The sequence below is a fragment of the Alistipes sp. dk3624 genome (assembly GCF_009557455.1).
Lineage (GTDB): Bacteria > Bacteroidota > Bacteroidia > Bacteroidales > Rikenellaceae > Alistipes_A > Alistipes_A hominis.
The window spans coordinates 2898090-2911575 of record NZ_CP045651.1 but is presented as its reverse complement, the minus strand read 5'-3'; the positions used below and the strand labels follow the sequence as shown (position 1 = coordinate 2911575).

Sequence of the window (13486 nt, the reverse complement as noted above, 5' to 3'; positions counted from 1 at the left end):
TCTATTCGGATCGATCCGTGCCTATTTTTTCTTCGGCGACGGCTTCTCGGCGACCGGAGCCGGAGCCTGCTGCGCACTCTCCTTCTTCTGATTGAGGAACTGTACGACGGCATACTTCGCGGCGGCGATCGTCTCGCGGTTTACCTTCTCGATTACGTTACCGCGGGCGATATCGTCGCTGTTGATGTAACCCTCCAAGATCAGCAACTGAACGATCATATTGTTGATATTCGTCTCCTCGCTATAACCCTCGGCAATATATAGCGTACCCACTTTCGCCGCAAACTCCTCGGCAAAGTCGGGGTAATTCGGGAAACTCATCAGCTCCTCGAATGTTTCGCTGAAACTCGACAGTTCGATATTCAGGTTCGGATTGACCAGCAGTGGACTGAACTCCCTGTGCTTGTCCGACGGGCGGAAGTTCACCAGGTTGCTGATATCCACCTTTTTGTTCCGGTTGTCGATTCGGCGCAGATCGGCTTTGCGCATGTTTTCGAGCTGGTACAGGTAGAAGTTGTAACGCCACAGTTCCGAACTGTTCATCTCTCCGTTGAAAATATGACGGTATTTCTCGTTGATCAGCTTCTTGACCTTGATCTTGCCCTCGTTGATCTCCGGCTTGTTGACGCGCACTTCCTGGATCAGTTGCTTCAGAGCGGCGGCGGCTTTCTGTGGCCCGGTGATCTCGCGCCCCTTTTTGCCGATTTCGGTCGAAAGAACGCCGCACTGGATCTCGCGCGCCTTGCCCTTGCCGTCTTTGCCTCCGCGCAGACAGAGAATCAGATTCTCGACGCATTCGACCTGCCCTTCCTCGGAAATGAACGGCTGTCCGCCCGGCGTGCTCGCCAGCGAGTCGAACATCGAACTGAAGATCTTCCGGTCGATCACGACGTCGGTATAGATCTTTTCGTTATCGCTTTCGTAAACGGCCGTTGCGATAAACCGATTCTGGATCATATCGAACGATACGTCCTCGATCAGGTAACTGATGCCGTCGCGCACGAATCTGCGGTTGACGAAAATCATTTTCACCACTTCGGTTACGTCGATCTTATCCAGCAGCTTGAACGACGAAGCCAGGTAATACTGCTTGTCGGACGGATTGTAGTCCCAGTCCAGGATATCGTCCAAGTAGTTGCCGTGACGCGAAATCACTTCGACGATTCCCTTATCGGCCGTATAGCGCTTCAACGTACGCTGGAAGTTCGGACCGTCGCCGCTGGTCGCTTTCTCTTTCCGTTCGCCGTGGGCGTCGGTATAGAGCAGGAACGTTTCCGGATTGTCGGCGCGCGTAATACCGCCCTCTTCTTTCGAATAGTTGCTCGCACTGAGCATGATGTCGATCTTGAACGGCATCGTGATGTCGCACATGCCGCCCACCGTGCTGCGGGCGTTGCGGTCTTCCACATTGCTGTCGGCGCTGTTTTCGAACAGGTACTTGTAATACTTGATATAATCGGGGTCGAAGTCGGTCGTCCGCGAGAAATCGCCCACCTCGGTTCCGATCCCGTACAGATTGCCTTCGGCATCCTGGAACTCGTGGAACATATCCCCGGCGATCATCTTCACCGAACGGATACCTTCGAGGTTGTTGCGCAGCCACTTGAGTACGAAAGCCGCGATCATCTCGCTCTTGCCGACTCCGCTGTCGCCGTCGATCTCGACCACGAACACGCTGCCGTCGTTCTCTTCGACCAAGAACAGCGAACCGTGGCGAGGAACGCCGCCGATTTCCTTGACCTTCTCGTTGATGACCGTCAGACGCGGCTTTTTCACGTCGCCGAAGTAGTCGGCTTCCGATTTCAACGGCGTCACGATCGTCTTGATATTGCCGGCCGGCCCTTTGATATCGAAATACCCGATCTGCGGGAACGAGATCAGCTTTTCGGGAGCGCCCAACAGCGAAATTACGTCCGGCACGAAATTCTTGATATCTTTCAGGCTGATATCTTCCGTATAATTCAACCGGAAGTTATCGGTCAGGTACTTCATGTATCCCTTCTGGAAAATCACCAGTTCCTTGACGATCCCGTGCTTCACTACTTTACAACGGTAGTCGTCCGAGTCCATGTTGGCGACGAAACGGGCCAGACGGTTCGTAAAGAACGACGAATCCGGCCGGGTGTCGATGTGCTTGATATATTCGGTCGGGGTTTCGGCGAGCGTTCCGGCATTCTCCTTGCGGCTCACCACGCGATCTACCTTGTGGAACGGATACTCGCGCTTCTTCGCATCGGTCACGATCCGGGTATGTTCCTGAACGGGCTGTTCGGACGAAATCACGCCGCATTTGATCATCAGTTCATTGATCCACCCGATCTTGCCGTTTTCAAAAGACTCCAGCGATTTGTTGTCCATCTCGAATCCTTTGTACAGCGAGATACCGTGCTGCACCATCTCGTTGACGCTCGAATTCTGCTTCTTGAACGCCGTTTCGACGATACGCACCATCGTGTGGGCATAACGGTTGTAATAGTCCGTACCGCGGGTACGCTTGATCATGCTGATGTAAAACCGCACTACGCGGCGCGAAACGGCATAAATCTCGCTCTCGGCGATCTTGATGTCTTTCTTGCGCATGATGTAGTTGCTCAACTCTTCCAACTCCATCGGCAGGATGCTCGAAACGAACTCTTCGGTAAACATCTTGAGTTCGGAATCGTCGCAGTTGCTGATCTTGTCGTCGAAATATTTCAGCTTCTTGCAAACCAGCTTGTAGAACGAATTGTCGTTGTTCAGCAAATACAGGTACAAGATCTTGTCGGTAATTCCCGGCGATTTGGCGATCCCGGCGGCCACGCTGTCGGTAATGTAACCGATGCACTTCTGCGAAATCCGCAGCGACTTGAATTCGGGCAGGTCGCGCAGGTTCTGCATGAACTCGTCCACCCAGATATTCAGGTTCAGTTCCGAAAGCTTAATTCCGGTAATCTCCTCGAAACACTCCCCGGCTACGCGGATGATCTCCTTGCGGCTCGGTTCGAGACTCTCCTTCTCGAACGGCAGGTTGAAGTGCAGCAGGATTTCGCGGATATACTTTTTCAGGATCGAATTCAGTCCTTCCAGCTTGGCTTTGTCGAGTTCGGGGTTCCCGGTCGCGTTGATCGCCAGGATTTTCATCTTGCTATCCGAGAACAGCAGGTTCTCCATCTCGATCAGGATCTCGCGCATCACGTTCTTCTCCTCGGGATTATCCAGCACGTGGTGATTCGGCTGGAAAGTCCGCTTGTTGGTGATATACTTCAGGATCACAGCCTTGCCGTAACGCGAGCTGACCGTATTGAAATCGAGGTCGGCCAACGCCGGAACCCGCTTGTACACCTGCGCCAACAAGTTTTCATAGACCTTCGTGAAGGCCGGGCTTTTGATGAATTCGAACACGTCCTTGCAACTGCCGACGATATCGCCGTGCAGTTCGATCACCGAATTGGCCGAGCGACCGATCGTCGTGATCGTCACGCCGCTGCGTTCGGGCGAAGTATGGTACAGCGATCGTACGTCGCGGATCTGCAACGACGGCGCTTTGTCCTTTTTGTATTTGCCCGACAGTTTGTAATCCGCAATCACGCTGTCGATAAAGTCCTGATCCTTCGCATAACCGAAAACGCCCTGCAACAAATCGGCCGTTTCGACCTCCTTGTTGGCAACATCGTTGCGGGCATCGGCGAACCGGATCCAATACTTGATGAAAATGGAGAACGCATCCTCGATCTCGGCGGTAAACACCTTCATCCCCTCCTTCCCGGCCGAAATGTAACCGCCCAGCGAAAAGCGTACTACGCCGGTCGGATACGGAACCGTAGCGATCCCCCGGTAACGGGCCAGCGACTGGCAGAACAGCAGGATGTCGGCATAGCTGAACTTGCCGCGAATACGGAAATTGAACAGATAAGAACCGTCCGATTTGATATAATTCAGGTATTTGCCTTCCGCGGTGCCGTCCAGTAGCCGCGAAGCGACCGACAGGGCCATCTTCAGCCGCGTCAACGACTCTTTGCGGAAATTCTTGTTGACACGGAAACGGTTCAGGTTTTCGACCAGGCGCGACTGGTAGTACATGAAGAACGGCTCGTTATGGTACTTGAAGTCGTCGGGCAAGCCCAGCACGTCGAGCTTATCGAGCGAAACCAGTTCGTCGAGCAGGAACAGGTACAGCGGCGATCCTTCGAATCCGGCCGTCTTGTGCAACTGGCGGTTGGTTTTGCTGATCTCGTTGTTCTGCTCGGTTTTGCCGATCTGGTCGACGATGAATTTGACGATCGTCTTCTTGATCTTCGACCGAGACGCGTTTTTCGGCAGTTCGGCTTCGACGCGGTCCTTGATACTTTTGGCGACCTGGGCCGTTTCGAGCGTATTGTTCAACATCAGCAACGAATTGTTGTTGCCGTGCGCAGCGCTGTTGCAACTGCGGGCGTATTTCGCGAAATCGGCAGCCTGCGGCGTCAGCGCGATGGCTCCGAGACGTTCGCCGGTCGCCGCCAGGTTTTTGGTCGTCGACAGCGACGAAATCGCCTTGATTCGCGACTGCGCGTTGATATTGTTCATGATGTAGCGCGAAATCGTCCGCCACTTGGGCATCGTGGTATCTTCGATCTTCACGCTTTCGGCATACGCCTCGTCGAGGAACAGCGTGATCTTGCAACTGTTCAGGAAACGCAGGAAGTTATTGACCGACTCGGTATTGAAATCGGTATAACCGGTCGGATTGTTCGGGTCGTTGATAATGATCGTAGTATTCTCGCAGAACAGATCCCACAGGCTGCCGCTGTCGTCGAACAGCGCCAGCGTCGATTTGATCCGCGACAGGCGGTCGATCAGCCGATCGTAAGCCAGGCGGCCGTCTGCGTCGTTCTCGATCTCGATGTCGAACGGATTGACGTCGAAACAGTCGTCCGGCAGCAGATCCTTATACTCCCAAGCCTGTACGCCGTTGTAAATGATATAGGGTTTCGGACGGCCGTTCGGATTGAACAACAGGTCGCGGATAATCATCTGCACCGAATCCGATACCGAAGTCTGATCCATATTGCCGAGCGCCGACAGGAAATTCTTGACGATATCCTTGTCGTCGTCGCTTAATGCGAAATATTTGTCGCGAATCCCCAAATCGATCAGGAATTTTTCGAAACGCCCCTTGTTGTCGGCGTCCTTGCCCACCTTGGTCAGGTACTCCTGATACTTTTCAAGGAACAAGTTGATTCCGAAATTCTTATGGAAATGGTTCTTGAGGGTGCGTTCGTAACAGCTCGGAATAACGTCCAGGATCAACTGGCAGGCGTAACGGATCTTGCTGCTGAGGTTATTGAACGTCCGGCTGCGCAGATAATCGCCGAAAGTCTTGATCTGGTGGCGTCCGCCTCCTTCGAGAATCGTGATGACGTCGATCAGCTTATTGCCGGCGTAAAAATAGTTCCGCATCCGGCCTTCGAACTCGTCGATCAGTTCCTGCGTCTGGATCTTCTTATTCTCCTGCTTGTGGCAGTTTTCGAGGAAGAAAATGAAATCGCGCAGTTTCTCAAGCGAATACTTGTCTTGTACGACCTGGCGCGAAAAGGCGTCGAGTTTGAACAGCGTAATCCGCTTTTCGACGTCGGCGTCGTCGCCGGTTTGCTCGACCAGCAGCGACTTGATCTCGCGGCCGTACTCCTCGATTTGCACCTCGAGTTTCTCGCGGAACTCCATCAGGAACGAAGGATTCACGTTCTCAAGGATCAACCGTAGGTTCAACTGCGTATTGGCCGGGGAACCCAGCTTTTTGGTGTGTACTTTATTCAGCGTATTGATAATCCCGTTGTGAAAACAGAAAACCAGCGAAGTGTTCGAACTGCGCGACTCCTTCGAATCGTCGACGATCACCAGACGGGTCAGCAGCGGGAACCACTTCGGCCCGGAATAGTGGTTGATCCGGGCATGCTTCACCTTTACCACGAAAATCGACGTGGTGTCGACCGTCATCCGGTCGTACAGATCCTCCGGCGCGGGACTTTCGAGCACCACGACGGCATCCTTGTTGAACACGTCGCCCCTGAGCAGCGACACGGCTTTGTCGGCATTGCCCGAAACGACCGTGCGGATCATGCCGTTCATCCCCTTGAAATTCACGGCCCACTGGCTGCGGTGCAAAAAGTCGTTGATCTCGGCTTTGGTCGTATAGTGGGTGCTCTGGCTGATCATCTGCTCGAGCGTGTCCATCAGGTAATTCCAGTGCGCCTCGTTGATATCGCCCGTCACGCCGATCACGTCGCGGTATTTACGCAGATCGCGGACATGGCCGCCCAATTGCACCTGCGACATGAAGTCGATGTGGAAACTGTTGATCGGAGGCGTTCCGACCGAGAGGTCGTGCGTATCGCGGATGTTCCGCAGCACGTTTTTGACTTCGGTGGTGGTACCGTCGGTATCGAGCAGGGCGTTGATTTTTTTGACGAATTTGCCGCGGCGGTTACTCAGTTCGAACGCTTTCGAATTGCTGTGCGGAATGAGCATCAGCGAAACGTCCGTATAACCCGGAATATCCTCCCTGAATTTCAACAGGTAACGGTTGATCTCGGCCTGCTGTTTGGCCGGATCGTCGGGCTCCTCCATGCAAAGGCTCACGAAACTCGTGAGGTTGTCAAAAATGTGGCGCGGCAGGAAAATCTCCGCCCTCGGCCCCAGCGATTCATAAAGATTCAAGAGCTGCAATGCTTCGTTGCTCAAAAATGCTTTCGGTTCACCTACAATTTTCATCTTTCCGATTCTATTCGTTTTATGCCGTTCGTTCCCGGCGATCTGCTATCACTCTGATTACTAAATGCCTCGACATCCGCGCAAAAGACATATTTTCACCGTGCCAAAGATAGGTATTTAAATTGACATTTGAAATAAATGTTTAAAAAATATTTTATTTGTATAAAAACACACAAATTTAAATAAAAAATAACACGCTTACGGACAAAACCGTAAGCGTGTTATTCGGAAAATAAAGTTCGAATTGTAGGAACGCGTTCCTACAATTCGAACCGGAAAAGTTGGGCTGTTATCAAATTGTAATCCCGTTCGAGCTGCAACTGCATCTGGCGGCTCTGGTACAGCACGCCGATCTCGGTAATATACTCGATCACCGTGATCTGTCCGGCATCCAGCGCTTTGTTCAGCATCGACAGGTTATTCTGCGCCTGCAACACCGACTCCATCGACCGCATCGATTCCCGCAGCGTAACGGCCTGGTCGTACAACTGCCGGAGCTCCGACGCCGCATTCAGCCGAACGCTTTCCAGTTGAGCGGATGACGAAGCCGCCTGGGCGCGCGCGGCCTTCACCTTGTTCTTGTTCTCGAAAAGCGGAATCGACATTCCCACCTTGAACCCTTTGAAACGTCCTTCCCCGCCGAAATCGTGCCGATAACCCATTTCGAACTTCGGCAGCGACAGCGAACGGTTCAGCGATACGCTTTGCTTATCGACCGACACCTGCTGCTGCAGGCTTTGCACCTGCGGATTTTGCTCCATATACAGCGCGCTCAGTTGTTCGAATGCAGGCAAACTCTCCACGGTCGGATAGACCAGACCGGAAAACCGGTCGCTTTCGGTTCCGGTCAGCGTAGCCAATTGCTGACATTTGGCCAGCAGTTCGGCTTCATTGAGGTTATACTCGGTTTTCGCGGAGATCAGCTCGACTCCGATCTTATTACATTCCAGAATATTGGCTTCTCCGATTGCAAACTTCCGACGGTAAGCGGAATCCAGCCGTTCGGCATTGACGACCCGTTCGGACAGAAACTCCTTCATCCGGTTCAGGTGGACGATCTGGATGCACAACGTCTTAGCGTCCAGCAACAACTGCTGACGCAACGCGGCGCCTTCCGTATCGTAATACGACGAACGAAGTTTCGCAATCTTGTTGCGCGATGCGTAAGCCGACGGAAAATCGAAAGCCTGCATCACCGTCAACTCGGAATTACGGATCCGTTCGGCCCCGCCCCACAGGCTTTCGAACTCGACGCTCGGATTGGCGAGGTACTTGCCGGTCTGGGCTTCCATCTTCTGGGCGGCGGTCAGTTCGCGCTGGGCTTTCAGTTCCTTGCTCGCGGCTTCGACCTCGCGCAATACGTCGTCAACGCTGCGCTGACCGTAAGCCGTCCCCGCAAACAGGGCGGCCGCAAATATCAGGATGCATTTCATACGTTGCTGTTTTTACGGTTAATAATCAGGTAAACTGCCGGAACGATAAACCCGTTCAACAGCGTCGAACTCAGCAGTCCGCCCAGAATCACCTTGGCCATCGGACTCTGAATTTCGTTACCGGGCAAGTCGCCGCCGAGCGCCAGCGGAATCAGCGCCAGCGCCGACGACAGCGCCGTCATCAGGATCGGGTTCAGCCGGTCGAGCGATCCGTTCACCACGCTGTCGTGCAACGACATGCCCTCGCTGCGCAGTTGATTGTAATGCGATACAAGGAGTATGCCGTTGCGCGTCGCAATGCCGAACAGCGAAATGAAGCCGATAATCGCCGGGATGCTGACCTCCCCGCTGGTCAGCCAGATGCTAACGATCCCGCCGATCAGCGCCAGCGGCAGATTCAGCATGATGATGCCCGACACCGACAGGCTGCGGAACTCCTGGAACAGCAGCAAAAAGATAATGAGCAGCGAAATGATCGACATAAGCGACAGCACCCGCGACGCGGCCTGCTCGCTCTCGAACTGGCCGCCGTATTCGATATGGTATCCTTCGGGCAGATCGACCTTCTCCCGGATCATTTCCTGGATATCGCCCACCACGCTATGCAGGTCGCGGTCGGCCACGTTGGCCGATACGACGATCTTGCGCTGTGCGTTCTCGCGGCTGATCGCATTCGGCCCCGAGGTCGATACGATATCGGCCACGTAACTGAGCGGCACTTTACCGGACGTCCCGTCGATCGTCAGATTCCCGATACGCTCCATGTCGGATCGATCGGCATCGTCCATCTTGACCGTTACGTCGAACGAACGCCCCTGGTCGTAGACCTGCGAAACGACTTCGCCGCCCAGCGCCACCTCGATGAATCGTGAAAACTCGGGCAGCGGAATGCCGTATTTGGCGAGCATTTCGCGTTTCGGGCGGATCTGCAACTGCGGCCGCTCGACCTGCTGCTCGACGTTCAGGTCGGCTACGCCGGCGACGCCCGAAACGGCGCCTTTGACCTGATTTCCGAGCGAGAAAAGCCGGTTCAGGTCGGGCCCGAACAGTTTGATCGCGATATTGGCCCTCGTGCCGGACAGCATCGCGTCGATCCGATGCGAAATCGGCTGGCCGATTTCGATATTGACGCCTTTCAGCACGCCGAGCCGAGCCCGCACGTCGGAGAGAAACTCCTGACGCGAACGCTCGTCCAGTTCGAACGGAGCCTCCATTTCCGAAACATTCACGCCGAGCGCGTGTTCGTCCAGTTCGGCGCGCCCGGTTTTGCGGGCGACCGTCTGTATTTCGGGGATTTCGAGCAGGATACGTTCCACCTCGCGCCCGATCTTATCGGACTCTTCGAGCGAAATGCCGGGCATCGTAGAGGTATTGATCGTCAGCGAACCTTCGTTGAACGGCGGTAGGAAATTCCGTCCCAGGCTGAAAAATACGACCAGCGAAGCGACGAACAGCGCGACGGTCGAACCGATTACGAGCCGTTTATGCGAAAGCACCCATTCGAGCGCCTTTTTGTAAATTCGTTTCAGGAAACGGGAAACGATCGGTTCTTTCTGGCTGCGTTGCAACACCCGATCGCCGGTCAGCAGGTAACTGCACAGCACCGGCGTCAGCGTCACGGCGACGACCATCGACGCGAACAGCGCCACGATGAACGAAATCCCGAGCGGACGCAACATGCGTCCTTCGAGCCCGCCGAGGAAAAACAACGGCACGAAAGCCACGATCGTAATGATCGTCGCATTGACGACCGACGTACGGATTTCTTTCGAAGCCTCGTAGACGACCGTAAGCGTCGGAAGCCGTTCCTCTTTCGGTTTCAAAAAGTTCTGTCGGAGTCGCTTGAATACGTTCTCGACGTCGATGATCGCATCGTCGACCAGCGAGCCGATCGCAATGGCCATACCGCCGAGGCTCATCGTATTGATCGTAAGCCCCATCGCCTTCAGCGCCAGCACCGACACCAGCAACGACAGCGGCAGCGCGATCAGCGATATGACCGTCGTGCGGAAATTCATCAGGAAGACGAACAGCACGATCACGACGAAAATAGCCCCCTCGAACAGCGCTTTCTGAATGTTGTCCACCGAACTTTCGATGAACCGCGACTGCCGGAAAATGTCGGTCGAAACATGCACGTCCGGCGGCAGAGTGCGCTGGATTTCGGCGAGCGTCCGATCGAGTTTGTCGGTCAGTTCGAGCGTATTGGTATTCGGTTGTTTGGTCACGGTCATCAGAACGGCCGGTTTGCCGCGCTCCGAAGCGACGCCCAGCCGCGGCGATTTCGCTCCGATTTTCACATCCGCAACGTTTTCGAGCAGCACCGGAATGCCGTCCGTCGTCTTAACGACGGCTTTCCCCAACTCCTGCTCGTCGGCCGTGGAAAGCACCCCGCGGATGATGTATTCGTTGCCGTACTGGTTCAGGATACCGCCGCTGGAATTGCGGCTCAGGTCGGCCACCACGTCGAGCACCTGTTGCATCGAAACGTCGTAATGGCGCATCCGCGCCGGGTCGAGCAGCACCTGGTACTCCTTGATGTCGCCGCCGATCACCGTTACCTGGGCGACGCCGCCGGTAGCCAGCAGCCGCGGGCGGATCACCCAATCGGCCAGCGTCCGCAGTTCCTGTAACGAAGTGGTATCGGCCGTCAGTCCGACGATCAGCAGTTCGCCGAGGATCGACGACTGCGGCCCGAGCGTCGGCGTGCCGACGTTCTGCGGCAGCGTCTCGCTGAGCGTAGCCAGCTTTTCGGAAACGATCTGGCGCGCCCGGTAAATATCGGTTCCCCAGTCGAACTCGACCCAGACGACCGAAAATCCGGTCGTCGACGACGAACGCACGCGGCGCACGTCGGTCGCTCCGTTGACGGCCGTTTCGATCGGGAACGTCACGGTGCGTTCGACCTCTTCGGCGGCCATTCCGTTCGCCTCGGTCATCACGACCACGGTCGGCGCATTCAAGTCGGGAAAAACGTCGACCTCCATATGGCGGGCGGTAAACGTGCCCACGGCCAGCAGCACGACGCCCGCAATCATCACCAACAGCCTGTTGTGCAATGAAAAGTTTATGATTTTATTCAGCATGACGCAGGCGATTTAGTGGGAGTGCGAATGGCCTTCGGGGATCGCCCCGGAGAACGAAGCCATTTTTACCTGCGCGACGCCTTTGCTGACGACCGTCTCGCCGGCTTTCAGACCCGACAACACACGTACGTTCCTGCCGTCGTCCGCGCCGAGCTTCACTTCCCGTTTGGCATACCCCTCGTCGTCGAGTTGCACGAATACGAAGTGAACACCCTGATCCTCCGTTACGGCGCTCAGCGGCACGGTCAGCACGTCGCGCTGCGGCGACGATATCAGATAAATCTCGACGAACGATCCCGGGATCACGTCCCCGCCGTTATCGAATTCGAAAATAACCGGAATGAAAACCGAACTGCCGTCGGAACTCTTACCGACCGACAATAGCCGCCCGTTCATTTCGGAGAGCGAATAGACTTTGTCGTCGTACGGCGTACGGAAATTCGCGCCCGACACCGAACGCAGATCGTTCAGGTACCGTTGCGACACTTCGGCGCGCAGTACGAGCCGTTTATTCTGCGAAACGGTGGCCAGCGTCTGTCCCACTTCGACGAAGGCCCCTTCGCTCACGGCGACATTCTTAATAAAACCGCCGATCGGGGCCGTAACCCGCGTTCCCCGGACGGAAGTTTTGCCTGCAACCGCATCGTAGGCGGTTTTGGCATTTTCGTAAGCGAGCCGGCTCTGTTCGTAATCCGACTGTGAAATGATCTTGTCTTTCACGAGGTTTTCGGCGCGTTCGAAAGCCGCTTTGGCCTGCTCGTACGTTGAGCGGGTGCGGGCCACGTAATCCCCTTCGGCCATCTCTTTGGACGAAATCGTAAACAGCGTTTCCCCGCGGCCGACCGGCGTACCGTCGGCGATCTTCTTATTGGTGAACGACACGACGCCGCCGACCGGCGCTACGACCGAAGCCTCGTCGCCTTGCGCTGCCATGATCCGACCGCTGGTAGGAATCACTTCATTGAACGTAACGGGTTGCACTTCGAACAGTTCGAAATCGGTCTGCGCGGCCTGCGCTTTCGTAAAGACGATTTCACCGGCATGGGTATCCCCTCCGGCTCCGTGATCGTGTCCCGCGCGCCCGGCCTCCTCGGCCTCGTGATCGTGCCCTTCGGCTTCATGGTCATGGCCGTCGTGATCGCCGTGTTCCGCTTCGGACGTATGTCCGTCCCCGGACGCTCCGGCGCTCGAAGGCCGGTTCCCGCAACCCGTCATCAGGGCTACGGACAGTATGCTTGCTAACAATATTTTATTCATTGCATGGATTTTTTGTTTGAATCATGTGAACACGCTCCCTCGTTTGCAAACGAAAGAGTCGTCTTTCCGCCGTGCGGAAACAAAAACTATGCAATGAAAACGGGAGGAGCCCGCAGCAGCGGCAATGCCGCCGCATCCGGCCGGGCAGCCGGTTCGGCAAACGGTGCGAAAGAGACCGTCGCCATCGCATAAACGCGGGCGTCGAACGTAAAAACGGAATCGAAGAAAAGCGTGACGGGAAAATGATAACCGCCCGTAGGATCGTCCTGTTGATCGACCGCCTGTACGAGCTGGCTGCCGCCCCGTCCGTACATCACGAACAGATACCGCAGATCGCAGTCCGTGTCCGATCCGCCGTGATCGTCGTTCCCTCCGCAGCAGGGAACGTGCCCGAAACATTCGACGCACCGTTCCGGAGCGACGAAACTGATCCGGTCGCCGTGATGGTGATGCGGCAACGCCGACAACGCCAGCAACAGCGTTCCCGTGAGCAGTACGAATATGGCGGATATGCGTTTTTTCATTTCTGGTCGGTTATCCCGTCGATCCGTCTAAAAAGATTACGGACAAAAATACAATTTTTTTTCGACAATTTCATAACGGCCGGAAATTTCACTACCTTCGGCGCGTCAATTATTGAAGCGAACGAATTATGGCTTGGTTTTATTTGATCCTCGGGGGACTTTTCGAAATGGGATGGGCAGTGGGGCTGAAACTGTCGCAGAGTATGCCGGTCAAGATATGGGGTATCCTGATCGCCATTTTTTCAATGGCGCTGAGCATGTTCTTGCTTTACGTCGCCCAGCGGACGATCGCCATCGGCACCGCCTACGTCGTCTGGACGGGTATCGGCGCGGTCGGAACGCTGTTGATGGGAATTTTCTTTTTCGGCGACTCGGCCGGATTCTGGCGGCTGTTCTCCGCGGCGCTGATCGTCCTCGGGGTGATCGGCATGAAACTTTCCTCGTAGGTTCCCGTCCG

6 protein-coding genes are annotated in these 13486 nt (G+C 55.3%); 1 reads left to right on the top strand and 5 read right to left on the bottom strand.

The annotated features are described in order from the left end of the window. Window positions 1–21: 21 nt before the first annotated feature. The 5 genes from GFH31_RS12335 to GFH31_RS12315 form a co-directional block, all read right to left on the bottom strand. Entirely contained in the window at window positions 22–6729 is a 6708-nt protein-coding gene (locus tag GFH31_RS12335; protein WP_055203816.1) for an aminotransferase class I/II-fold pyridoxal phosphate-dependent enzyme, read from the bottom strand. Window positions 6730–6989: 260 nt separating this feature from the next. Next, window positions 6990–8162 (bottom strand): TolC family protein, encoded by a 1173-nt coding sequence (locus GFH31_RS12330; RefSeq protein ID WP_055203814.1) that lies wholly within the window; start codon window positions 8160–8162, stop codon window positions 6990–6992. Beyond that, entirely contained in the window at window positions 8159–11248 is a 3090-nt protein-coding gene (locus tag GFH31_RS12325; protein WP_153497999.1) for an efflux RND transporter permease subunit, read from the bottom strand. The genes GFH31_RS12330 and GFH31_RS12325 overlap by 4 nt, the downstream gene beginning before the upstream one ends. A 12-nt stretch (window positions 11249–11260) precedes the next feature. After that, window positions 11261–12505, bottom strand: coding sequence for an efflux RND transporter periplasmic adaptor subunit (locus tag GFH31_RS12320; RefSeq protein WP_228385770.1), 1245 nt, complete (start codon window positions 12503–12505; stop codon window positions 11261–11263). Between the two features lie 86 nt (window positions 12506–12591). Then, window positions 12592–13029 carry a hypothetical protein gene (locus GFH31_RS12315; RefSeq protein ID WP_118458327.1) on the bottom strand — a complete coding sequence of 146 codons (438 nt, stop codon included), beginning with the start codon at window positions 13027–13029 and terminating at the stop codon, window positions 12592–12594. A gap of 128 nt (window positions 13030–13157) precedes the next feature. On the opposite strand from GFH31_RS12315, the gene GFH31_RS12310 reads away from it, so the two are divergent. Further along, a complete protein-coding gene (locus tag GFH31_RS12310; RefSeq protein WP_055203806.1) occupies window positions 13158–13475 on the top strand; it encodes a DMT family transporter in 318 nt (105 codons plus the stop codon). Window positions 13476–13486: the final 11 nt, after the last annotated feature.

What these genes read in the sequence shown, in the direction of transcription:
- GFH31_RS12315 (WP_118458327.1), bottom strand. Translation starts at nt 13,029, where the DNA reads ATGAAAAAACGCATATCCGCCATATTCGTACTGCTCACGGGAACGCTG.
- GFH31_RS12325 (WP_153497999.1), bottom strand. Translation starts at nt 11,248, where the DNA reads ATGCTGAATAAAATCATAAACTTTTCATTGCACAACAGGCTGTTGGTG.
- GFH31_RS12330 (WP_055203814.1), bottom strand. Translation starts at nt 8,162, where the DNA reads ATGAAATGCATCCTGATATTTGCGGCCGCCCTGTTTGCGGGGACGGCT.
- GFH31_RS12310 (WP_055203806.1), top strand. Translation starts at nt 13,158, where the DNA reads ATGGCTTGGTTTTATTTGATCCTCGGGGGACTTTTCGAAATGGGATGG.
- GFH31_RS12335 (WP_055203816.1), bottom strand. Translation starts at nt 6,729, where the DNA reads ATGAAAATTGTAGGTGAACCGAAAGCATTTTTGAGCAACGAAGCATTG.
- GFH31_RS12320 (WP_228385770.1), bottom strand. Translation starts at nt 12,505, where the DNA reads ATGAATAAAATATTGTTAGCAAGCATACTGTCCGTAGCCCTGATGACG.